The following is a 24,836-nucleotide window of genomic DNA, read 5'->3' as shown; positions in this document are numbered from 1 at the left end:
ATCAAGTGTTATTCTTTTACCCAAAGAAATACGCGAGGTAAAATAGACCTATCGACCAATGTTTGAAAGGACGTGAATATTTTATGCTTTGTCAAAACTGTGGAAAAAATGAAGCAACGATTCACTTATATGCGACTGTTAATGGGCAACGTACACAACTTGACTATTGTCAGAGCTGTTATCAAAAAATCAAAAATCAGCAAAATGGAGGTCTAACGAGTATGGCTCAAAATGATCCATTTGGCTTTGGAAGTCTGGACGATCTATTTCGTTCGATGTCTCGTCAAATGCAACAACAAGGCAACTTTGAACAAACACCACCTACCCAATTCGGCGGGAACAATAATTTCAACGGGGGGCAACCACCTCAAGGACCAGCTTCGGATGGGCTTTTAGGAGAATATGGGATCAATATCACAGAAGAAGCACGCCAAGGCGAAATCGATCCTGTTATCGGTCGCGATGATGAAATCAAGCGTGTGATCGAGATCTTGAATCGCCGCACCAAAAACAATCCAGTATTGATTGGCGAACCAGGTGTTGGTAAAACAGCTGTCGTTGAAGGACTTGCACAAAAAATCGTTGATGGCGATGTCCCACAAAAACTGCTGGACAAAGAAGTCATTCGCTTAGACGTCGTTTCACTTGTCCAAGGCACAGGGATCCGTGGTCAGTTTGAAGAACGTATGCAAAAACTGATTGAAGAAATCAGACAAGCCGAAAATGTCATCCTATTTATTGATGAAGTCCACGAAATCGTTGGGGCTGGTTCAGCCGGAGATGGCAATATGGATGCCGGCAACATTTTAAAACCTGCGTTAGCGCGTGGTGAATTACAAATGGTCGGTGCAACTACATTGAATGAATATCGAATCATCGAAAAAGACGCAGCGTTAGAACGACGCATGCAACCCGTTCGTGTGGATGAACCTTCCGTAGATGAAACGATCAGCATTTTAAAAGGACTACAAAATCGTTACGAAGATTATCATCATGTCAAATATACGGATGCAGCGATCGAAGCTGCGGCTAGATTGTCGAATCGCTATATCCAAGATCGCTTTTTACCAGATAAAGCCATCGACTTGCTAGATGAAACAGGCTCTAAGAAAAACTTGACGATCCAAATCGTTGATCCAAAAACGATCGAAAAGAAATTGGAAGAAGCAGAAGAACAAAAACTATTAGCTTCTAAAGAAGAAGATTTCGAAAAAGCGGCTTATTACCGCGATCAAATCAATAAATTGAAAAAAATGCAAGAACGTCAACTTTCAGAAGAAGAAATTCCTGTGATCTCTGAAAAAGATATGGAAAAAATCGTCGAACAACGGACAGGAATCCCTGTTGGTGAATTAAAAGAAAAAGAACAAACACAATTGAAAAACTTAGCTGACGACTTGAAGAAACATGTTATCGGACAAAATGATGCAGTTGATCGCGTAGCAAAAGCGATCCGTCGTAATCGAGTTGGTTTGAGTAAGAAAAATCGTCCGATCGGTTCTTTCTTATTTGTCGGTCCTACCGGTGTCGGTAAAACAGAATTAGCGAAACAACTTGCATACGAATTATTTGGATCTGAAGAATCAATGATCCGTTTTGATATGTCAGAATACATGGAAAAACACAGTGTCGCTAAATTGATTGGTTCTCCTCCAGGCTATGTCGGCTATGAAGAAGCTGGTCAATTGACTGAAAAAGTACGTAGAAATCCGTATAGCTTAGTACTACTAGATGAAGTAGAAAAAGCGCATCCTGATGTCTTACACATGTTCTTGCAAATCTTAGATGATGGACGATTAACAGATGCTCAAGGACGTACTGTCAGCTTCAAAGATACGATCATCATCATGACAAGTAATGCGGGTACCGGAAAAGTAGAAGCAAATGTCGGCTTTGGTGCCGCTCGTGAAGGTGTGACTCGTTCTGTCTTGAATCAATTGAACAACTACTTCACACCTGAGTTCTTGAACCGTTTTGACGGCATCATCGAATTTAGCGCATTATCAAAAGAAAACTTGATGACGATCGTTAGTCTTATGCTTGATGATGTGAACCAACTGTTAGCTGCACAACAGTTGCATGTTGATGTTCCTACCAATGTCAAAGAAAAATTGGTCGATCTAGGATACGATCCAGCAATGGGCGCACGACCATTACGTCGAACGATCCAAGAACAAATCGAAGACGGCATTGCTGAATTCTATCTTGACCATCCAACGATCCATGATCTTAAAGCAAAATTAGATAAAGACGATAAAATCGTCATCACGTCTAAACCTGAACGTTTAGTCAAAGAAGCAAACAACGAACCGACAGAATAATTTCATGCTAAGAAATCAGCAAAAAATCGAGCGGAGAGTTTGCCACTCTCCGCTTTTATTTTGATTTTTGAAAAAAATAGTAACTAAATTTTCCTAATTCTTTTATTTTTAAAAAGACAAAATGCTGTTCAATTTACTAAAAAAAAATTATACTTAAGGTAAGTTATTTCTTAAATACATAAGAGAGGTGAGCGCCATGAAACTAGTTAATGTAACAAACAGCCATTCACGATTAGTTTTAAATCAGTTGGAAAATACAGATGCACATATGGTCAAGGTATATACTGCCGGAAATACAACTGTTATTTATACAGAAGCTCCTGAGCATAATGAAATCGTCCTAACAAATGAAAACCGTAATATCCAACCAAAAGAAATTGAAGAAATCCAACACTACTTCTTAAAAAAAATCCATGACGCTGAGTACCATCCTGAAGACATCCAAGTAATCGAGTTACCTGGCTTAGTAGAGATCTCTATTCCAAAAAGAAATCTAGATGCACCAATTGCTATGTAGACATAAAAAATAAATCACGAATCAAAAGGGTTTTGTCGAAGTCACTTGGCATTCCCTTTTTTTGTTTCTCCTATTTTCTCCTTCTCTTCCTTTCACGGAGCGATCCGCTTGGATGATCGAACGGATCTCTTGGACGATGCGTTCATTTTTTTCCCAATTCTCAATATCCAGCATTTGACACACTCGCCGCATTTTTGCTTTTTTTCTCTCAATACGCTGCTTTTTCTCCATATCTGTTTCCATTTATTTCCCTTCTTTCTTTGCTTATTTTTTATATATGTACGCAAAAACATTCTAATCTATTTTTTTATTTGATTTTAATTGATTTTTTCAAAAAAACCAAAAAAAGGGTTAAACTTCAACAAAAAAACACACGATCGTTCACTGAAAACAGGAACTATCGTGTGTTCGTTCTGATGTGTGGCTTTGAAAATATTTTTGCTGTATTACACTACGCGTAAACCACAAAATCAATGAGAACTGCTTATTACATCAAACTTTTCAATTTCACATTTGGATATTTGTCTGCAAACCAGCGTTCTGCAAACTGGTTCTCAAATAGGAATAGCGGTTGATCAAAACGATCTCTTGCTAAGATGTTTCGACTTGAACTCATCTTTTCATCTAGATCCTCTGGCTCGATCCAGCGTGCGATCTTATTGCCCATTGGTGACATGATGACTTCTGCGTTGTATTCATTCAACATCCGATATTGGAAAACTTCAAATTGCAATTGTCCAACAGCACCAATGATGTATTCTTCCGTCACATAGGTTTTGTACAATTGGATCGCCCCTTCTTGTACTAATTGGTTGATCCCTTTGTGGAATGATTTTTGTTTCATCACATTTTTTGCTGTTACTTTCATGAAAAGTTCTGGTGTGAATGAAGGCAATTCTTCATAAGCTACTTTTAGTTTTCCTTCATATAAAGTATCACCAATCTGATAGTTTCCAGTATCGTATACTCCAATGATATCTCCTGCTACAGCATTTTCAACGTTTTCTCTGGCATCTGCCATAAACTGAGTGACATTACTTAATTTCAATTTTTTATTCGTTCGTTCTAGGAAAACATCCATCCCACGTTCAAATGTGCCTGAACAGATTCGTACAAACGCAATACGATCTCGGTGAGCCGGGTTCATATTTGCTTGAATCTTAAAGACAAAACCAGAGAATTCTTCTTCGTATGGGCTGACTACTTGATCTTCACGTGTTTTATGGCCATAAGGCGATGGCGCAAATTCAACAAACGTTTCTAAAAAGGTCTGTACACCAAAATTAGTTAAAGCTGAACCAAAGAAGACTGGTGTTTGCTCTCCGCGAGCGATTTTTTCTTCATTGAATGCGTCACCTGCTTCTTTTAACAGTTCTACTTCATCAAGGACTTGTTCGTACAATGAATTATTTCTTAACGGATGATTTTCCGGCAGATGCCCGTCCTCATCTAATTGAGCTAAACGTTCATCTTGATAGTTTTCAGGGCGATAAAATTCGACACGGTTATGGTGGATGTCATACAATCCTTCCAGTCCTTTACCCATACCGATCGGCCAATTCATTGGATAAGATTCGATATCTAATAATTCTTCCAATTCTTCTAATAATTCAAGCGGCTCTCTACCGTCACGATCCAATTTATTGATAAAAGTGAAAATAGGGATGCCTCTTTTTTTGACTACTTGGAAAAGTTTTTTAGTTTGTGCTTCGATCCCTTTTGCGCTATCGATGACCATGACTGCGCTATCGACAGCCATCAAGGTACGATACGTATCTTCTGAGAAATCCTCATGCCCTGGTGTATCTAGAATATTGACTCTTTTTCCATGGTAATCAAATTGCATCACTGAACTTGTGACAGAGATCCCACGTTGCTTTTCGATTTCCATCCAGTCGGATTTTGCAAAATTCCCTGTTTTCTTTCCTTTGACTGTTCCTGCTTGGCGAATCGCTCCACCGAACAAAAGCAGTTGCTCGGTAATCGTTGTTTTCCCTGCATCCGGATGGGAAATGATCGCAAATGTACGACGATTGTCCACTTGCTGTTTTAATTCTGGATTGTTCATAAATTTACTCCATTCTTCATTTGTCTATTGCTTCATCAAAGAGAAATCCTTCGATTATTCGACAGATCCTCTATCCTTTTCTTCAACTCAAATAGTATAGCATGGATCTTCTGTTTGAAAAAGTCAGCGAAACAGTTTTACTCTTTCTTTTCATTATATATCTCCAAAAAAAGAACAGATACATCACTTCATAAGACAAGTAATATATCCGCTCTTTGTTTAGTTAGAAAATAGTTGAAGCTGTGTTATCTTCGAGGCTCGTCATCTTCAAAATCTTTTTTGAAGTAACGACGTTCTTCATCAGGTTCAGCTTCTATTTCTTCTGGATCATGGAAAATCACACGAATTTTAAGCACTCGTGAGCCTTCCATTTCTTCAGAGATCAACGTGATATTTTCAACATCAAATGACAGCTTTTCTCCTTCATCAGGAATCATGCCTAAAGCCGTGATCAAATAACCGGCCATTGTATCCACATCACTCATATGAAGATTGCTTTCAAATGCTTCGTTGAATTCATCGATCAGCATTCTGCCTTGGATGATATATTCGTAGTCACCGATTTGTTCGTAGAGGTTTTCTACTTCATCAGATTCGTCATCGATCTCTCCGACGATTTCTTCAAGCAGATCTTCTAATGTTACTAAACCAACAACCCCACCATATTCATCTAAAAGGATCGCCATTTGATTTTGTGTTTTCTTCATTTCATATAATAGATCATCAATAAAAATCGTTTCTGGAACAAAAAGTGGTTCTTGGATGATTTTTTTGATCTCTAGATGTTCAAACCCAAATTTATGGGCCGCTTTTAATAAGTTTTTCGTGTGGAGGATCCCAACGACTTTGTCTTTGTCTTCATTATAAACAGGAATCCTTGAGTAATTTTCAGATAATACTTCGTTGACATTTTCTTCAATGGAGTCATTAATGTCGATCATAAAAGCATCTGTTCGAGGAACCATTACTTCCCTTGCTACTTTTGTGTCTAAGGAAAAGACACCTTGAAGCATTTCCAACTCTTCGTTGTTCAATACCCCTTCGTTTTCAAGCATATACCGCATTTCGTCGCGGGTCATCTTTGAATCTTCATCATCAAAAGTCATTGGTGTTATCCGTGCCAATAAGCTAGTAGATGCAGACAGTAACCAAACGAAAGGTTTCGCTACGACACCGATCAAACGGATCATACCAGAGGTGAAATTCGCTACTTCCTCTGATTTATTCAAAGCGATCCTTTTCGGGTACAATTCTCCAAAAACAATCGAAACATAGGTCAAAATAGCCAGTACGATAATATTTGCAATACTTCTTGCTGCGGCACCGCCACCTAGTAGTGGGGCTAATCTTACGGATAAAGTATTAGCTAAAGATGCACCAGATAAAATATTGACCAAAGTGATTCCTACTTGGATAGTGGATAGGAAGTTATTTGGGTTCTGCAATATTTTTAAAAGCTTTTTAGATTTAACATCTCCTTCTTCCGCTTTTTGTTCGATCCGATTTTTATTGATCGATACAACTGCAATTTCGGAAGCTGCTAAAAAAGCATTGATCAATGTCAAAATGATCAATAATAAAATTTGCGCTAACAGCGACTGACTCTCAGGGTCAGCATTCATAATCGCATTCTCTCCTTATTCATTTATATTTTTTATATTTTTATAGAAAAAAACGTGGCTAAAGGTAGCCACGTTAAAATGGTATCATAAAGCTATTTTCTTTGCAATAAAAACAGCCAAAGGTTTCTTAGGACTCAAGAGTCGTCGCAATTTTTTTCTTGTTCTCATTTTGCTTGTCTTCTTTGACGATCTTGACGACATAAGAAATGATTGTTTTACAGATTGCATAAAAAGGTACACCTAAGAAAATCCCTAATAAGCCAGCAATGTTTCCTGCAACTAATAAAACAATGATTATCGTTAGTGGATGGATCTTCAACGATTTACCGATAACATTCGGATAAATGATGTTTCCATCTAATTGCTGAACGATCAAAACGACCCCACAACATAATAATGCTCTAAACGGATCATTGAATACTGTGACTAAAAAGGCAGGAGCTAATCCTAAATATGGTCCTAAATAAGGAATAAGGTTAGTCAACCCAGCAATCACACCGAAAAGAAAAGCATAATCGACCCCTATTGCAAAATAACCTAGAAAAGTAAATGTCCCAACGAATAAACATTCGATTGCTTGCCCACTAATATAATTAGCTAGCGTCTTATTTAACTGTCCTAATAATTCAACGATTTGCTCTCTTCGCTTTTCCGGGAAGAAACGCTTGATATTCGGGACAAGCTTTTCACCGTCTTTTAGCATATAAAATAGAATGAATGGTGCGGTGATAATAACGATAGTTGCTGAAGCAATCGTCCCAACGATCGACCCTAAGCTGTTGGATAAGCCGCTTAAAAATTGTTGGATGATCGTGCCATACGAAATATCCAATTGTTCAAAGTACTTATTGATATCCACATCTCTGAATACCGACCATTGAGCAACTTCTGATAACCAAGTCTCTACTTGGCGAATAAAATTAGGCGTGTTCGAAGCCAAAGAAGAAATCTGTTGCACTAAACTTGGTATCACACTTAACAAGATCCAAACCAAAGCAGCTACTAGTAACAACAGCACAATGGCGACTGCCCAGATTCGTTTCATTTTGGTTTTCATCAGTAATTCAACGATTGGATTTAAAATATAATATAAAAAACCAGCAATCAAGACTGGTGCAAATAATGTGGAGAAGAATGTTCCGATTGGTTGGAAGATAAAGTTGATTTTTGAGGAGACCAAGATCAACGTTGCTAAAATCAACAACTCAAACGACCAAAACATTAACTTTGATTGTCTTAATTTATCGAACAAATAATTCCCTTCTTTCCTTTTTATGCTAGTATATAACATTCTTTTAAAAAAATCTGTTATTTTTAATTTATTTTATGCACTTTCCATTCCAATCACTTTACAGTATACTACTGGAAAGAAAGGTGGCTGTTTGATGAAAGTAGTTCATACAAAAGATACGATGAGTGCGATTTATCTTGATGCTGTAAGTATCAGAAACCAAGTTTTCGTTGGCGAGCAAGGGGTTCCTCCAGAACGAGAAATCGATCAAGACGAGGCATACTGTATCCATTTCGTTCTTTATTCAGATGAACAGGAGGCAAAAGGGACCGTACGGCTACTCCCACTTGAAAATGGTCAGATAAAAGTACAGCGTATGGCGATCCTTGCCCAATACCGTCAACAAGGACTTGGTCAAATACTCATCAGAGAAGCGGAAGATTTCGCAAAAAAACAAGGATTTGATACGGTAAAATTAGGCGCTCAATTGTCAGCTATCCCGTTTTATGAAAAACTCGATTATCATCCATATGGCGAGATCTTTGAAGATGCTGGCATTCAACACGTCAATATGAAAAAGACTTTATGACGCACTCAAGTAAAAACAGTAAGCAAAATGAAGATTACTTCATTTGCTTACTGTTTTCGTTTACTTTTGCGACAATTGCTTGTAACGGTCATACCAAATATCAATATAGCCTTCTGAGAAAGGGCCATCTCCATTATTGATCCAGTCAACCAAAATCTTCACGTTCTCTTTTAAAATGAAGTCAATATCACTTGGATAATTCATCATTTGACTATGCATCTCATATTCATCGACATCTAACAAGCGCTTCTCGCCATCAGGAAAAACCTTGATATCTAAGTCATAATCAATATATTTTAATGCTTCCTCATCTAATAAAAAAGGTGAAGCCAGATTACAATAATAGGAAACCCCCTTTTCTCTAATCATTGCTATTACATTGAACCAGTATTTTTTATGAAAATATACAATCGCTGGTTCTCGCGTCACCCAGCGTCGGCCATCAGACTCTGTTACAAGAGTATGATCGTTGACACCGATCATTGAGTGTTCGCTTGTTTTCAATACCATAGTATCACGCCACGTTCGATGCAATTTGCCGTCGTGTTTATAACTTTGGATCGTTACAAACTCTCCTTCTTTTGGAACTCCCATCGCAATCCTTCCTTAGCAACATTTTGTGCTTTGTGTTGGGGTGTTCATTACACCGACATCGTAATTATTATAGCAATAAAAATCATCTTTGCCTAGAAAGGATTACTATTGTTTCGATTTTTATCGAGCTGCTGGACTAGCTTCATTTGCACTTTTGGAAAAACCACTTCTTCAAACGAGGTTGGGAGCAACCACTGTGTTTGTTTTCCGCTCTCTGACAAGTCTTCTTCGTTCTTAGGTAACCGACCGTAAAATAGTAAAACATGCCATTTCAAATGACTGAAGATATGCGTCACTTCGCCTAAGTGGCGCTTTTGCCACACGACTTTATCAGCTTGGACAAAAGGCAAGGCTGAAGTTTCTTCAGCCACTAGAGCTTCATCGAACAAACTGATTTCATTCATCGCTTGCCATTTTGTCTGAAGTTTTTCATATTCTTCTTTCGTCACTTCTACCATTGGAAATGTCCACATATCAGCAAGTAATTTTTGTTGGTCTCTCCGTTCAAAATAATACGCGCCTGCAGAATTTTCGATTGCTGCACAAATATAGTAAACATCTCGCGGTTTCGCTTTTTTCGTCTTGACAGGAAAAGCAGTTTGGACTCCTTTTTCCTTTGCTAAACAGAATGCTTGGATCGGGCATTCTTCACATTTCGGAGAAGTTGGGGTACAGATTGCTGATCCTAGATCCATCATCGCTTGATTGAATTCACCTGGATGTTTTTCGTCAATGATTTTTCTCATTGCTTGATCAAACACTTTCCGGCTCGATGCCTTCGCAATATCTTCTTCAATACAGAACAAGCGACTCACGACACGCATCACATTCCCATCGATCGCTGGTTCAGGTAAATCAAAAGCAATACTCGCGATCGCTCCTGTCGTATATGGGCCAATCCCTTTCAATGTACTGATTTCTTCCGGCGTTTGCGGCATTTTTCCGTCAAAGTCTTCCATGATCTGTTTGGCAGCGGCTTGAATATTTCTTGCCCGAGAATAATAACCTAAGCCTTCCCAAGCTTTCAATAGTTTCTCTTCTGGTGCTTGCGCCAATGCTTCAATGGTGGGGAACCATTCCATAAAGCGGTAAAAATAATCAATAACTGTATCGACTCGAGTTTGTTGCAACATGATTTCTGATATCCAAATACGATAAGGATCTTGATTGTATCGCCAAGGCAGATTCCTTTTCTCAAGTTCATACCATTCGATGAACCGTTCTTGAAATTCTTTTGTTTTTTCTGAAGACCAGTTTTCCCATTCTCTACTCACTTGCTTCTTCTTCCTTTTCTAAAATAAAGCGTTGGATCATCTCAAAATCAAATCCTTTTTGATAGAGACTCTGCTTTACTTTCATCTTTCTTTTTTGAGGTTCAAAACGGCTATTCTTACGCCAGATTTTCTCCCCTTGTTGCACTAAGCGCTCGTACTCAGTATCTGGATCCGTTTCTTGCGGCAATGTTTGCATGGCTTCTTGGATCACATCATTGGTAAACCCTTTTGTCATCAATTTCTGTTGGATATTCCGTAATAAATCTTTTTGACTCTTTGCACGGTTTTTTTCGTAAGTCTTTTCCGCTGTTTGTCGGGCATTTTCTACCTGTTCTTCAAATGGGTACTGGCTTAATGACTGTTCGATCACTTCTGGCGAGAGCCCTTTTTGTTGCATTTGCTGTGCTAATTTTTTCGGTCCTTTATCACTCAAACGCATATTCGTTCGCACGTAACTTTCACCAAAAGTTAAATCATTTACTAAACCTAGTTCTTTTAATTTTTCAACGATCTTATGTCGATCTTCTTGCCCGACCTCTTTATCTTTTAAATAGATCCGAATCTCTTTTTCTGTTCGGAGTTGGTAACTCAAATAATTCAATGCTTGTTGTAAACCAAAATCATACCCTGTACTTTTTTTGATTTCTGCTAATTTATCTTTTGTTAATTCTTGCCCTTTTAATAAACGATAGCGTACTAAAATATCTTCTGAGACTTGTAGTACTTCGCCATCCGATAGATCAACTTGATAAAAAGGCCCTTTGCCTTTACTGATTCTTGTGATAGAAAGCAACTTATCCCTCCTCGAACATATATTCCTATCATAACATAGAAAATCCCCAACTTTCGCTATAATATGGTAGAATATAGCCACATAATGATAAAAAGGGAGATACCTATGCCAGAAGCAATTGTTAAAAACGGCCAAACGATCACATTAAAAATCAAACGTTTAGGGATCAACGGAGAAGGAATCGGCTATTTTAAACGCATGATCGTCTTTGTTCCGTATGCCCTTCCGAAAGAAGAAGTCGTAGTAAAAATCACTAAAGCAACTCCTCGCTACGCAGAAGGACAATTGGTCAAAGTCAAAAAAACGAGTACTGACCGCGTGACTGCTCCGTGTCCAGTCTACTATGAATGTGGCGGTTGCCAATTGCAGCATTTAGCGTACCATGCACAACTCGATTTCAAAAAAGATTTGCTTTTACAGTCCTTAGAAAAATTCAAACCCGCCGGCTATCGTGATTATCCATTGCTACCGACGATCGGAATGGACGATCCTTGGCGTTATCGTAATAAAGCGCAATTCCAATTAAGAAAAAATAAACAAACAGACAAAATCGAAGCTGGACTTTATCAGGCAAATTCGCATCACTTGGTGGCGATCACTGACTGTTTAGTTCAAGAACCTGCAACGCAAAAAGTGATGAATACAGTCGTTGATTTGTTGAACAAGTACGACTTACCGATCTATGACGAACGCGCTGATAGTGGCATTTTCCGTACGATCATGGTCCGAGTTGGGGTCCAGACTGGAGAACTGCAAGTGGTCTTTATTACTAGAAGTCAAAAATTCCCACAAAAAAATGCGCTGATTCGTGAAATCAATCAACAACTACCTGAAGTCGTTTCGATCATGCAAAACGTCCAACCTTTGAAGACCTCCCTTGTGATGGGCGACGAAACGAAGCATCTTTGGGGGAAAGAAGCAATCGAAGAACGGATCAATGAAGTAACATTTGATCTTTCACCTCGTGCATTTTTCCAGTTGAATCCTCAACAAACTGAAGTTTTATATGGTGAAGGAATCAAAGCTTTGGCTATCCAACCTGAAGAAACGATCGTAGATGCTTATTGTGGCGTGGGAACAATCGGTTTGAGTGTGGCAAACAAAGCAAAAGAAGTTCGCGGAATGGATACGATCCCCCAAGCCATCGCAGATGCTCAAAAAAATGCAGAACGCCTAGGTTACCACAATACGCGCTACGAAGTAGGAACTGCAGAAGAGCTATTACCCAAGTGGTTGAATGAAGGATTTCGACCGGATGGGATCATTGTTGATCCACCACGTACTGGCTTGGACGAGCAGTTGATCCACGCAATTTTAAAAAAACCTCCGCAGAAATTAGTTTATATTTCATGTAATGTTTCGACTTTGGCGAGAGACCTCGTCCAATTAGCGAAGGTATTCCAAGTAGAGTATTTACAATCCGTCGACATGTTCCCGCAGACTGCTCGTTGTGAAGTCGTCGTGAAATTAACAAAAAAATAAGCAACCCCCTCAATTTATAAAAATAAGCATTTTCCTCTATAAAATAGGATAAAACTATTTCAGAGGAAAATGCTTATTTTTTTGTATCAAATTATTTCCGATCATGCCTTATTTCATTTGCTTTTTACGTTTCAATAAAGTAAACAATGTTTGCACTTGGCCTTTGAAAGACATCACGTCATCAAAGATATCTTCGCCATCATTCAACATTTTTACTGTGATCCAACCGAGGGATTCCGTGATCGTACTAGCAACGGTTGCATTGATCGCAGCCCCGGCCACTGTTCCCACCGCCGGGATGACTTTGATGATATTGCCTACTGCACTTCTTCCAAGACTAACAACGATCAATTCTTTTGATACGCTTTTACCTAAAGATTCCGACCACGATTGCCCGAACAACTTGTGGAGACGTCCCATCATCGTCAACTGGACAGGTACAAGTAAGAAAGCATCCGAAAAAGGAATCGGCGAACAACCGATGATCGCCGCAGTCAATGATGCTGCATGGATCGTCGCATGACATTTTTTCCGTAATGGTTCGTCTACTCCTTTTAAAAACTCTTCAAATAGACGATCAAATTGTGTTTTGCTTTTTGCTAATGTTTGTTCTGCTCGGCTTTTTGATGAATCAAAACTCCGTAAAATAATTGCAGATGTTTTTTGAGGAAGTCTTTTCATCGTCTCTGCAAAAAAAGAAGCAAATTCTTTCTCTTCCTCAGGTGTTTGCTCGAATGTTTCTTCCAATTTTGGTTCTTCATTTTTGATTACAGCGTCCTCAATCACGTCTTTGTTTTTCTTAGATTTTCGTAAAAATTTTTTCATTTGATTTCCTCCGTGATCCGTCCATTTTTGTTATCCTTACTTCTATCATACAATACAAGCGAGGCTTAGCCAAAAAATGAGATCATGAACGGAAAAATAAACACCAATGAAGCGAAAACGAATAGTCTCTTCATTGGTGTTCTTTTATATGATCAGTTAAAAAGGTTTCTCTTTAAGTATTGCCTATTGGACGTTGACATCGATAACTTGATAGAATGCATTTGTTGTATCTGAAATATTCCAAACAGCTAAAATCACGTTGTAGCCTTTTCTGTCTTGAGGCACAGTGATTGTTTGGTTCACTGTTTTTGGTGGAATCGTTGCTTTATCATCGATTTTTGCAATCAATTCAAAATCGCTGAATTTCAATGGTTGATTTGGATTCCAACCTGATTTCGTCATATAGTAGTCCCAAGTACTCGTACGGTGTTGTGCAGTCAAGTTCCAAGTGATATTCAATGAACCAGGATTGATTACACTTTTATGCCAGCGCGTTGCTGTTTGTTCATCCAAAGGTTCAAATCCACTGACACCAGCACTAGCGATTTTACCATCGATAAATGTATTTTTAGTCGCTTCAATACTTTGTGGTTCCCATTGCGCACGACCAACGTTCTGATTTAAATTTCCTGCAGCAGCTGTACCAAAATAAGCACGACTACCTGGAGATGTTACATAACCATGTGCGTAACCCGATGTTCCGAAACCAAACAAACCTAACATAACAATACCAACAAACATCATAACACTAAACTTTTTCATAATTGAACCTCCTCTTTTTGATAGGTTCATTGTAAACGTTTTCTAAATATAAAACAAACGTTATGCTTTTATAATTTTGTTCGACTGAATACAAATTCCAAATACATTAAAAAAGATTGTTTTATCAACGTTTTCTTAGTAATTTAACTCGCATTAATTAAAAGTACACCTGTTCTATAATTAATATTTTCTTAATATTTAAAATAAAATATGTTTTTTCAAAAAAAATAGAAGAGCACTTCATGCACTCTTCTATCTTATTCATCTATTTAAATAATAACTTGAATCTTGATCAAAAATCCGAGCGATTAGTAAAAATTATAAAATATCATCATTTTTATCTATAGAGTAATATGAAATTTATCTATTAGTTAGTTACAAGTTTCCAGGGGCCATAAGGTCCTGATTCACTTGGGATATCATTTTGTGTCCAATATCTTGCTTCATAAATCAATCCTTCGTATGTAACACGTTCCCCACCTAAGTAAATCGTTGTAGGATCCCAAGTTGGAAGAGTTGATTCAGATTCTTCAAGTGTTGTAAAAGTATAGGTTGCTGCATCTGAAAGATTTCCAGAACGATCTTCCGCGATGACTTCCACTGTATATGTCGTATTACTCTTTAATTTTTCAAATGTATGAGAAACAGCCATTGTTGTCGCTGCAACTGTTTCGCCTGCGCCTGTCAATTTTAGGTTATAGCGAGCGATGCGATCATTGTCTGTTGATGCTGTCCAATTGATACGTGCGCGTTGTGTTGTAATAAAATCTGAGCTCAGATTTGTTGGTGTTGATGGTTTTTGCGTATCTTCCGGCATTTCGGAATTATCTGTGAATCTTTGACCAACCGTTAAGAACTCATATTGATTTTTCACTTGTCCTTGCCCGCCGTCTACTTTTGCATCACGGTTCATTGACCAGTAAGAAACCATGCCGATTTTACGTTCTTTTGCATGTTGTACGACTAGATTGAACATGTCTGTTGTAAAGTAAGGATGTTGTTCATTCTCAAATCCGACAGAAGGTGTTGTACCTAACTTGGCATATGCTTGCTCATCAGTCAATGTTTTACCAGCATACTGCTTGTAATGATTTTTCAGTTGGACCATTGTATTATCGACTGCATCTAATGAACCTTGTGCATAATCTGGAACGCTAGATCCATAGCACATCGTCATGATATTAACATTTGTTAAATCCACGCCTGCTTCTAAATATGCTTGTAATACAGCTAAGCCGGTTGAAATCAAACCTGTCGGCATAACTGGCAGTGTCAGAGTAACATCAACACCAGTCGCATCTTGAAGACGTTTTACTGCTTTTGCATTTGCTAGATTCTCGTGATATCCCATTGCTGCTGCTTCTACATCAAAATCGATGCGTGTAAAACCATACCCTTGGATCACTTCCATGTAGGCATCATAAAGCATGTCTTCATCTTGCGTTACTTCCCAGAATGCACCGGAATTCAATCCACCGAATGATACCGCAGCATCTCCGCCTACTTCTCTTAATTCACGGATCGATTGTTTGATTCCTTCGTATTGCCATTGATCGCTGTCACTTTCACTTAATCCAGCAAAACTTCCCCAAGCCCAATCAACTTTACCATTTTTGATTCCTCTTGCTTGCATAAATCCTAGATTAAAGAAACGTTGACCGGTTTCTCTTGCGATCGCCGCCATATTCAAGGCACCCTTATTCGATAGCTCTGCATCTGAAGTGTAAGCAGTGATATCCACGAACGGTGCGACAACTTGTTCTGGCCACTCGATTCCTTGCCCTACACCAAAATCAGGTGTTGCGCGAATTGTTTGTTCTGTTGCTGCCCCTTGCTCTTCATTCAAAAATAAAGGTGCAACTAGCAAACTACATAAAGCTGCTCCAGCTAATACTCTTTTTAACCCTTTTTTCTTCATCTTTTTCAAACTCTCCCCATTCAACTAATTCATTTCCCTATTTTTCGTAATCGATTACAAAATCCATGATATCAGACAGACAATAATAATATAACATTTTATAAAAGAAATTAGAGTTATTTAATCGTTTTCTTTTCTTTTTTTAGTCAAGTTGGTAAATTTAAAATCCAATGTACGGTATTGCAACAACGCTAATATATCAACGTTTAAACCATTTTTAAAAGGGAATCAAGAATCGTTCAAGTCTACTACCTAGCAAAATGGTTGCTATATTAGCTAAAAATAAAATAACTTAAAAAATACACAAGCATTAATAGGTGTTGTTATAAAATGTTGTGGTAAACTGTTTAAAGAAAGGAGTTTATCTTATGACATACACTATGAATCGATTAAAAGATTATCGTTTATGGGTTTGTATTATCGGAATCGTAGCCTTAGGTTTCTTATCTGGTATCCTTAGTGGTAACCCAGGAAGCTATTATTACTCATTACAACTCCCAGCTTTTGCACCACCTAGTTGGATTTTTGGCCCAATGTGGACAGTCCTCTATGTTTTAATTGGTATTTCATTGTACTTCATTTTAAATACACAAAATCAGAAACATCGTACTAGACTACTCTGGCTCTTTACTATCCAACTCATCTTCAACCTTTTGTGGTCGGCTATATTCTTCAATCTTGAAAATACTTTGATTTCTGCTATCGATATCACTTTATTGATGATTTTCTTAACCGCTTTGCTGTATCATTTATGGTTGCACAACCGCGCAGCAATGTGGTTGACGATCCCTTATTATTTATGGGTATTTTTCGCATCCATCTTGAATTACGCGATTTTTATTTTGAATTAATAGAGAGATTTTAGCTGATAACAACTTATTCGCTTGAATCATTGAACGATGAAAAAAGCTACGTGAGCAATTCACGTAGCTTTTTGTTATTAACTATTATTTAATATTTTATCCAACCTGTTTCCAAGGACCGTATAACCCAGATTCACTTGGAATATTGTTTTGTGTCCAATATTGTGCTTCATAAACGATACCGTTATATGTCACTCGATTTCCTTGTACATAAACTTTATTCGCATCCCACGCGGCAATCTCATCGCCACCTTCTGGCGTTCCTAAAATCAATTCCCAAGGACCATACAAACCTGACTCACTTGGAATATTGTTTTGTGTCCAATATTTGGCACGGTATAATGCACCTTTATAAGAAACAACATCACCGCTTAGGTAAACTTTTGTCGCTTCCCATGCAGGAGCCTCTCCTGGTTCTCCCGGCTCGCCAGGATCTACTACATCCGCTAAAGTTGTAAATGCTACTTTTGCCGTATCTGAAATATTTCCAGAACGATCTTCTGCATTGATTTCTACAGTATATTCTGTATCATCTTTTAAGTTTGTGAATGCGTATGAAAGAGAAGTAGTTGTGACATTGATCGTTTGTCCATTCCCTAATAATCTCAAGTTATATTTTGCTACACGGTCATTGTCTGTAGCCGCTGTCCAGTTGACACGCGCGCTGTTTTTTGTAATATTCCCAACAGAAAGGTTGGTAGGAATCGATGGTTTTTCTTTATCTTCAGGTGTTTCGCTTCCACCGCCATCATTACCTCCAGCAAACGCTTGACTAACCTTCAAAAATTCGAATTGGTTTTTCACTTGTCCTTGACCGCCATCTGTTTTAGCATCACGGTTCATCGACCAGTAAGATACCATCCCGATCTTGCGTTCTTTTGCATGTTCTACGACTTTGTCAAACATCTCTGTTGTAAAATATGGATGTTGTTCGTTTTCAAAACCGATCGAAGGAGTTGTTCCTAATTTTGCATATGCTTCTTCGTCCGTTAAAGTAACGCCAGCAAATTGTTTGTAGTGATTTTTCAATTGGACCATCGTATTATCGACCGCATCCAAAGATCCTTGTGCATAATCAGCTACACTTGAGCCATAGCACATTGTCATGATATTCACGTTGGTCAAATCAACACCAGCTTCTAAATAAGCTTGTAATACAGATAAACCAGTTGAGATCAAACCAGTTGGCATTACTGGCAATGTCAATGTAACTTGAACACCTGTTGTATCTTGTAGACGTTTGACCGCTTTTGCATTCACTAAGTTTTCTGAATAACCCATCGCACCTGCTTCAACGTCAAAATCAACACGGGTAAAGCCATAGCCTTGGATCACTTCCATATACGCATCATACAGCATATCTTCGTCATGACTGACTTCCCAGAAAGCACCAGTGTTCAATCCACCAAATGAAACTGCAGCATCTCCACCAATTTCTCTTAATTCACGGATCGTTTTCTTGATTCCTTCATATTGCCATTGATCGCTGTCGTTTTCACTTAATCCGGCAAATCCACCCCACGCCCAATCGATCTTGCCATTTTTGATTCCTTTTGCTTGCATGAAGCCTAAATTAAAGAATTTTTGTCCTGTTTCCTGTGCGATTGCTGCTAGATTCAACGCGCCATTGTTCGATAGGTCTGTACCTGAAGTGTAGGCAGTCATATCGACAAACGGTGCAACGACTTGCTCTGGCCATTCGATTCCTTGACCTACGCCAAAATCAGGTGTTGCTTTAAGTGTTTGTTCTGTGGCTGCACTTTGTTGTTCATTCAAAAACAACGGTGCAACGAGCAGACTACATAATGCAGCTCCAGCTAGTAATTTTTTTAGACGAATATTTCTTTTCATTAGTATGTATTTCCCCCATCAACATTTTTCTTGTGCTATGTACTTCTCTTGCACATCGATATCATAACAAATTAAAAATAAAAATATAACATTTTTTTATAAGAATTAACGTTTTTTAATTTAAGAATAAAAATTCTGAAAAACAGTTCAAGTCTCTATTATGATTAAAACCAGAGACAAAATCGAATTGAGTGCTGATAAATAGGCAAAAACGTGAAAAAAAAATATCTACTAAATATATCGAATATTTTTTTATTTTAAAAACAATAATTTTAAAGGATTATAAATAACGATTTAATAACGTAAAAAATAAAAAAATATCGGAATTTAAAGGAAATTTCCTCTAAGTTCCGATATCGATTTATTTGATTCACGCTGTTGGTCACAAAGCTTTGTTAATAACCATTACCTGTCCAAGTCTCTGTGTTTTGATCGTTTTGTTGTCCACTGTATGGATCATAGTACTGTTGGTTATATTGATTTGGGTCATAATACTGAGAGGTGTCTTCTGAGTATGTTGATTGCTGACCATACGTATCAGTGCCGTATTGATTAGTGTCTTGTGAATAAACAGATCCATCTCCAGTTGTGCTGTCGGCAGTGGTATCTCCTTCAACATTTTCTGAGTCATCATAAAACATCATATAGGCATTATCGTTTTTCAAATTAGGCAACGTATCACTTGGCTCGATCTCTAATTGTTTCTTCAGTTGATTTTGGATCGATAGCAAATCATTTTGACCTAAGATTTGATAGTATACATCATTGATCGTCGCGTCTTTTCCTTTTAGTTGGTCTTGTTTGATCGTCTTGAAAGCGTCGGTATAATTCGTTGCAATGTCAAGCATATCATCCCAATCTAAATCGGTCGTCACATTGTTTCCAGCTGCATCTAAAAGTTTGCGGTAGTTACTTACACCATCCAAGCTGACTACTTTGTTGACGATTTTTGTCACTACTTCTCGTTGACGTGCTTGTCGGCCAATATCGCCTTCCGGATCCTCATGACGCATTCTTGCATAAGCCAAGCCAGTTTCACCATCAACTGTTTGCTTGCCTTCTGGTACATGGACACCATCTAACGTAAAGTCGATCTTATTGTCGATTTCGATCCCGCCTACTGCATCGATCAAATCTTTCATCCCATCCAGATTGATCGTGACGTAATGGTCAATAGGAATATCGAGTAATTGTTCGATCGAATCCATTGCCATCTCGACGCCACCAAATGCATAAGCGTGATTCAACTTATCGACTGTCCCGTAACCGACAATGTTCGTATAGATATCTCGGTCCAAACTAATGATCGTTGATTTTTTTTGTTGTGGATTGACGGTCACGACCATCATCGTATCGGATCGACCTTGCTCCGTACGACCAAGCCCTCCTGTGTCTAATCCTAATAATAATACTGAAAAAGGTTCCTGGTCATCGATACTCACTCGATCCGTCCGTTTTGCTGATACACGGTCAGATTGTTTTGAGATTCGATTGACTGTCTGGCTTGCCTCTCCCATAAACTTGATCCCATACGCTGAAACTCCACCGATGAGTAGTACGATAATTCCTAATAAAGTCAATATCACTTTTTGCCACCGCTTCATAATACACCTCTGTCATACATATTCTTAACTATTCTCTCATACACCCAATCATTCAGCAATTCACCCACTAAATCCTAATAAAAGTTTAAAAAGTAGTGTTTATCTTCGTGATTTATATGTATTTTTTGTAAAATTCTTAATTATCATACCATAGGGCGCTCTTTCAGAAAAGAAAGAATACTATTCTTTTTATACGTTTTATTGGATTTTTATGATTTTTTACTAAATAAATAAACGACGAAAGTTTTTTTCTGAAGTTTATTGAATTCATTCAACCAAGCTTCATCAATGAAAAAAACGGAGAGTAGCGAAAATGGAATAACCTTTTTCGACTTCTCCGTCTTTTTAAGAATTCTTAAAAGTGGCTATTAGTGAAAAGTTAGCTTGACTAACTTCCTTGCTTTATTCTTACTTTCGTCTTTGCTCACGCCATTTCTTTGAAAGAAAAACGACGAATATACTTATCGATTTCATGGAAATCACTTCCTGTGACAGATCCCTTTGCCAAGACTAAACTATCATTTGTCAATTGTTGTTGGATACTTTGTGTCAACTCAGGTAACGTTTCAAACCACTGGTAGTTTTGCTTATGTTTACTTTGTTCGTTGAATAATTCTCTGAAATGTTCCCCATAGCCAAAAACATGATCTGCTGGTACATCTGTTAGTTCTTCCATCACTTGTTGATGAATACTTGCAGAAGTATTCCCCAGATCAGCGATCTGTCCCAAAACTAAGATCGACTTTCCTTCATAAAACGGGCGAACTACTTTAAAGTATTCGATTGCATTTTTCATAGAAGGTAACGAGGCATTGTGCGTATCATCAATAAAAGTGAAAGTTGGTTCATTCGAATAAAAGCTTTTTTCTAAAACCTTAGGTAGTGGTCTGAATGTCTCAAAAGCAGAAAGATAAGCCGAAACATCCCCCTTGATTTTCCAAATCGCAATCAACGTCGCCAATGCATTGGAAATCATACCTGATGAAGGAACGCTCAAGCGGATCTTGATTTTTTGATCAAAGAAATGGACACCTACTTCACAATATTCTTTCTTCTGTTCAATCGATGACACATGTACCACTCTACTAGTGTCATACAATGAATAAGTCAAAATATCCGTCGTTTTCTTTTCAGCCGCTTGAACTAGGATGGCTAATTCTTCTGCACCCATATCAGTATTGATGATCGCTGTTCCGTTCTCTTTTAATCCGTCAAAAATTTTAGACTTATAATAAGCCACATTCTTGGTTGTTTTTAACGAACTGAGATGGGCTTCTCCTATAGAGGTAACGATTGCTATATCAGGTTGTATCAAATCAGACATTGAACCAGTATCGTAGGTATTGAGCGCATTGAGCGATACTTCTAGATTAAGTAAATCAAAATCACCGACTAGCTGACCTAAATAAAGAGGAATCGCAAATCTCACATTGTGATTGCCCCGATTTTCTAGAACTTTTTCCTCTTTGAACGCATGGGTGATCATCATTCGTGTGGATGTTTTCCCAGCTGAACCAGTAATCGCAATCACCGGTTTTTTAAAGTTTTGACGCATCTTATTAGCAAACTCCAATAAGAAACGCCAACTATCTTTTACAATAAACTGCGGTGTGGTCACAGAAGGGTCTTCAATCGGATGTTCCGTGACGATCAAAGCAAACTGATTTTCTTTTCCTTTGATTTGATCATTTCCATCTGCCCATTTGACTGGACGCATCTGATTGATATATTGTCGGCGCTCATTTGTTATACATACAAACATCGTTTTAGAATAATCCTTCATACGTTTTAAATGTCCTGAAAAATATTCAAGTTGATTGACCTCTTGATCTAGCTCAGTATATTCTTCGAAATATGAACCCTCGATTTCACTAAGCAATTGTTTGATCGTATTCATCTTTCCACCTACTTCGTTCACCATTTTCCACGCTTGGGTCTTGCCTGGTTCACATATCTTGTTGCTTTTTGATCGATCCGCTTAGGTGAGTCATCTGCATCAACTTCCCAAGGGTAAAGTCCTTCTTCATTTTTCTCATATTGGCTTAAATCCGTTTCGAATGAGTCTGCTTGATGATGTTTCTTCTTTTTTAAACGATAACCTAAATAAGAAATCCCAATCAACGCCAGTGCAGCAAAACGAATAAATGCGACCATTGTATTCCCTCCTAATCTTTATAATGACTACGATAGTTGATCAAGCCAGATAAAAAATGCTCTGCATCATCTATTCGCATACGGAAGCGATCGTGTCTTGCAAAAAAACCATATTCGATACTCGCAGGTTTTTTAAAGAAAACAGCAAATTCCGGAAACATGACCCCCGTTTTTATTTCATGAGACACACGCTTTTTCATGACTGTATCAATTCTTTCTTTGACTTCTAAAAAGTCTGTTGGTGTCTTGAACAGTTCATTTTTAAGTTCACTTTTTTCCAGTTTTTTCATCATTTTAGAAGCTGCAACGAGTAATTCCAACATCGTCGGATAGGCGGTGTCACGTTGCTCAATAAAGTCGATATTCACAAGGGCATTTTTGATCCCAAAACGATAATACGTGATTTTTTCTTTGTGCTTCAACATCTCGTTGGTTGCGTAACTCAACCAATGATCGTGATATTTTTGATAGTTTTCAGTAACAAAATGTTCCATTAAGATTTCGCATGTCTCGAAAATAGCTTGTTCATTTAAAATCTCATAGGCCCTTAGTAACGAGAATAACGCCTCTCCATCATAATAGATGATACGGAAACGTTCTTTGATTGCTAGGGCTTTATCTAGAACATGGATCGTTTGATTATCTTTTGTAATAAATTTTTGAGAAATCGTACGAACAAGTTGCTTCAAATACGTTTCGAAAGAATCATCTTTAGAAACTTGGATATACTTTGCGATTGCTAGTATCGCAGTTGCCTGAGCGCCTAATTTGTATTCGACTTCTTTTCCTAGGAAATCTTTGATGAAAAAATAACCTTGTTCATTGATTGTGAGTTGCTTGATTCCCCAAATAAGACCTGCTTTTGCCTCTAGCAACATTTCCTCATCTGAGAAATATTCAGCCGCTTCAACCAATGCATACAATGATGAAAAATGTCTAACTGAGTTATAGCCTTTGATTGGTTGATCATAGCAAGGATAATAGCCGTAGATGAATTGTCCAGTATCCATCAATTGTTTTTTCAAATACTCGCTTCCTTTAGCTATAACTAAATCAGTCATCTCGTTCAATGTTTCTTTCGTGATCGTTCGCACACGATTTCCATTTCCATAATCTTCAAGAGGAATGATTTGATCATTTTCGATATAATAAGCTTTAGTTTTAAATAGATAGACATTTGAACGCTCTAAGTAACTTAGATCCGACTCCTCGCGATTATATTTTCGCTTGACATAACCTCGATAGTTCTGTGGATCAATGTGGAGATTCGGATGGTTCTTTCCAACGATATGTTTCTTATCCGGTTTGATAACAGCGTTTCCTACTAATTCTTCTTTTAAAAAAGAACGTTTTCTTATCCCATCAAATCGTAAATTAAAGTCGATATAATTATTGCGTTTAATTTTTTTCAATTGTTGTTGAAGTAATTCAAAGGTGATTTTTTCTTCTTCCGTAACAAGATCTACCCTTAGATAGGCATTATTATCCCATCGATTCGTTTGATAAGCAGTTAGAAGATTATTCCACAGCTGAGAGACACTTTTCCCATAAAACTCCATCGTTTTTCCACGTTCTTTATTCTCACCAGTAGTAATGATGGCAATTTTTCTTTCTGTTTCCATTTCAGTCGTATCCAAAATATCTTTTAACATCGAGAGTCTACTACGTGTTTGTACTAGCACTTTATCACCCCTATAAGAAATAGCTATGACAACCAGACAATACTCTGATTGCCATAGCTTATTTCTAACTCATGGTAGTTATTCTTTTTCTTTGTTTTTTCTAGATTTCCAGATACCAAGCCCTGAAAGCATCGCTGTGATTGCGCCTAACCAAGATGTTGCGATAGACGAATGCTCGGCTGTTTTAGGATACATTTTTGGAGTCATTTGTCCGGCATTTGTTCTATTTCCATTAGTAGACATTCCAGAAGGATACGTTCCTGATCCACGAGTTCCAGATAAGATTCCGTTTGGATCACTATCAGAACCATTTCCTGGATCACCCCAACTTCCATAACCAGGACCATTGCCGTTTCCACCTGAACCGCCTATACCACCTGCGCCACCTGTACCGCCTGTGCCACCTAAACCGCCTGCACCACCACTTTGTCCATCAATACCGCCCACACCAGGATCGCCATCGGCGTCGGCATCCGCATCAGCATCAGCATCAGCGTCGGCATCGGCGTCAGCATCGGCATCAGCATCCGCATCGGCATCAGCGTCGGCATCGGCATCAGCATCGGCATCAGCATCCGCATCGGCATCAGCATCGGCGTCAGCATCCGCATCAGCATCAGCATCGGCATCAGCATCCGCGTCAGCGTCAGCATCAGCGTCCGCATCCCCCTCTGTTATATGTCTCC

21 protein-coding genes are annotated in these 24,836 nt (G+C 38.2%); 5 read left to right on the top strand and 16 right to left on the bottom strand.

Annotated features, from left to right (window positions below):
* Positions 1-83 precede the first annotated feature (83 nt).
* Positions 84-2,321, top strand: coding sequence for an ATP-dependent Clp protease ATP-binding subunit (locus JZO83_RS03475; RefSeq protein WP_207114983.1), 2,238 nt, complete (start codon positions 84-86; stop codon positions 2,319-2,321).
* A gap of 196 nt (positions 2,322-2,517) precedes the next feature.
* Entirely contained in the window at positions 2,518-2,838 is a 321-nt protein-coding gene (locus tag JZO83_RS03470) for a DUF1827 family protein (RefSeq protein ID WP_206859565.1), read from the top strand.
* A gap of 21 nt (positions 2,839-2,859) precedes the next feature.
* Here the strand turns inward: JZO83_RS03470 and JZO83_RS03465 are convergent, their stop codons facing one another.
* The 4 genes from JZO83_RS03465 to JZO83_RS03450 form a co-directional block, all read right to left on the bottom strand.
* Positions 2,860-3,081: a flagellar motor switch protein gene (locus JZO83_RS03465; protein ID WP_206859564.1), complete on the bottom strand. Its 222-nt coding sequence runs from the start codon at positions 3,079-3,081 to the stop codon at positions 2,860-2,862.
* 244 nt (positions 3,082-3,325) lie between these two features.
* The gene (locus JZO83_RS03460; protein WP_206859471.1) at positions 3,326-4,906 is read right to left on the bottom strand and encodes a peptide chain release factor 3; all 1,581 of its coding nucleotides are present in this window, start codon (positions 4,904-4,906) and stop codon (positions 3,326-3,328) included.
* A gap of 245 nt (positions 4,907-5,151) precedes the next feature.
* Positions 5,152-6,528 carry a hemolysin family protein gene (locus tag JZO83_RS03455; protein ID WP_206859472.1) on the bottom strand — a complete coding sequence of 459 codons (1,377 nt, stop codon included), beginning with the start codon at positions 6,526-6,528 and terminating at the stop codon, positions 5,152-5,154.
* Between the two features lie 127 nt (positions 6,529-6,655).
* The gene (locus JZO83_RS03450) at positions 6,656-7,780 is read right to left on the bottom strand and encodes an AI-2E family transporter (protein ID WP_206859473.1); all 1,125 of its coding nucleotides are present in this window, start codon (positions 7,778-7,780) and stop codon (positions 6,656-6,658) included.
* A 133-nt stretch (positions 7,781-7,913) separates the two neighbouring features.
* Between JZO83_RS03450 and JZO83_RS03445 the strand changes: the two genes are divergently transcribed.
* The gene (locus JZO83_RS03445) at positions 7,914-8,348 is read left to right on the top strand and encodes a GNAT family N-acetyltransferase (protein ID WP_206859479.1); all 435 of its coding nucleotides are present in this window, start codon (positions 7,914-7,916) and stop codon (positions 8,346-8,348) included.
* A 60-nt stretch (positions 8,349-8,408) separates the two neighbouring features.
* Here the strand turns inward: JZO83_RS03445 and JZO83_RS03440 are convergent, their stop codons facing one another.
* The 3 genes from JZO83_RS03440 to recX form a co-directional block, all read right to left on the bottom strand.
* Positions 8,409-8,942 (bottom strand): DUF402 domain-containing protein, encoded by a 534-nt coding sequence (locus tag JZO83_RS03440; protein ID WP_206859481.1) that lies wholly within the window; start codon positions 8,940-8,942, stop codon positions 8,409-8,411.
* A gap of 92 nt (positions 8,943-9,034) precedes the next feature.
* A complete protein-coding gene (gene mutY / locus JZO83_RS03435) occupies positions 9,035-10,216 on the bottom strand; it encodes an A/G-specific adenine glycosylase (protein ID WP_206859483.1) in 1,182 nt (393 codons plus the stop codon).
* Positions 10,209-11,009: a recombination regulator RecX gene (recX, locus tag JZO83_RS03430; RefSeq protein ID WP_206859485.1), complete on the bottom strand. Its 801-nt coding sequence runs from the start codon at positions 11,007-11,009 to the stop codon at positions 10,209-10,211. Before recX ends, mutY begins: the two co-directional genes overlap by 8 nt.
* A 105-nt stretch (positions 11,010-11,114) precedes the next feature.
* On the opposite strand from recX, the gene rlmD reads away from it, so the two are divergent.
* Positions 11,115-12,491: a 23S rRNA (uracil(1939)-C(5))-methyltransferase RlmD gene (rlmD, locus tag JZO83_RS03425; RefSeq protein WP_207114982.1), complete on the top strand. Its 1,377-nt coding sequence runs from the start codon at positions 11,115-11,117 to the stop codon at positions 12,489-12,491.
* A gap of 108 nt (positions 12,492-12,599) precedes the next feature.
* Here rlmD and JZO83_RS03420 read toward each other — a convergent pair whose 3' ends face one another.
* The 3 genes from JZO83_RS03420 to JZO83_RS03410 form a co-directional block, all read right to left on the bottom strand.
* Positions 12,600-13,316: a YcjF family protein gene (locus JZO83_RS03420; protein ID WP_206859489.1), complete on the bottom strand. Its 717-nt coding sequence runs from the start codon at positions 13,314-13,316 to the stop codon at positions 12,600-12,602.
* 183 nt (positions 13,317-13,499) lie between these two features.
* Positions 13,500-14,078: a lytic polysaccharide monooxygenase gene (locus JZO83_RS03415; protein ID WP_206859492.1), complete on the bottom strand. Its 579-nt coding sequence runs from the start codon at positions 14,076-14,078 to the stop codon at positions 13,500-13,502.
* Between the two features lie 367 nt (positions 14,079-14,445).
* On the bottom strand, positions 14,446-15,996 hold the full coding sequence (locus JZO83_RS03410; protein WP_206859500.1) for a carbohydrate-binding protein: 1,551 nt from the start codon (positions 15,994-15,996) through the stop codon (positions 14,446-14,448).
* Between the two features lie 380 nt (positions 15,997-16,376).
* Between JZO83_RS03410 and JZO83_RS03405 the strand changes: the two genes are divergently transcribed.
* A complete protein-coding gene (locus JZO83_RS03405; protein WP_206859507.1) occupies positions 16,377-16,847 on the top strand; it encodes a TspO/MBR family protein in 471 nt (156 codons plus the stop codon).
* Positions 16,848-16,955: 108 nt separating this feature from the next.
* Here the strand turns inward: JZO83_RS03405 and JZO83_RS03400 are convergent, their stop codons facing one another.
* The 6 genes from JZO83_RS03400 to JZO83_RS03375 form a co-directional block, all read right to left on the bottom strand.
* A complete protein-coding gene (locus tag JZO83_RS03400) occupies positions 16,956-18,710 on the bottom strand; it encodes a carbohydrate-binding protein (protein ID WP_207114981.1) in 1,755 nt (584 codons plus the stop codon).
* 395 nt (positions 18,711-19,105) lie between these two features.
* Positions 19,106-20,314, bottom strand: a complete 1,209-nt coding sequence (locus tag JZO83_RS03395; protein WP_206859502.1) for an LCP family protein — start codon at positions 20,312-20,314, stop codon at positions 19,106-19,108.
* Positions 20,315-20,738: 424 nt separating this feature from the next.
* Positions 20,739-22,211, bottom strand: a complete 1,473-nt coding sequence (murF, locus tag JZO83_RS03390) for a UDP-N-acetylmuramoyl-tripeptide--D-alanyl-D-alanine ligase (RefSeq protein WP_207114980.1) — start codon at positions 22,209-22,211, stop codon at positions 20,739-20,741.
* A gap of 17 nt (positions 22,212-22,228) precedes the next feature.
* Complete coding sequence (locus JZO83_RS03385) at positions 22,229-22,468, bottom strand: hypothetical protein (protein ID WP_207114979.1); 240 nt, start codon at positions 22,466-22,468, stop codon at positions 22,229-22,231.
* 11 nt (positions 22,469-22,479) lie between these two features.
* Entirely contained in the window at positions 22,480-24,150 is a 1,671-nt protein-coding gene (locus JZO83_RS03380) for a hypothetical protein (RefSeq protein WP_207114978.1), read from the bottom strand.
* Positions 24,151-24,228: 78 nt separating this feature from the next.
* The coding region (locus JZO83_RS03375) for an LPXTG cell wall anchor domain-containing protein (protein ID WP_207114977.1) at positions 24,229-24,836 on the bottom strand (608 nt) is incomplete at its 5' end.

The sequence above is a fragment of the Enterococcus sp. DIV1298c genome, from assembly GCF_017316315.1.
GTDB lineage: Bacteria > Bacillota > Bacilli > Lactobacillales > Enterococcaceae > Enterococcus_B > Enterococcus_B mangumiae.
The sequence above is the reverse complement of the archived record's forward strand: the minus strand, read 5'-3'. Positions and strand labels throughout refer to the sequence as shown.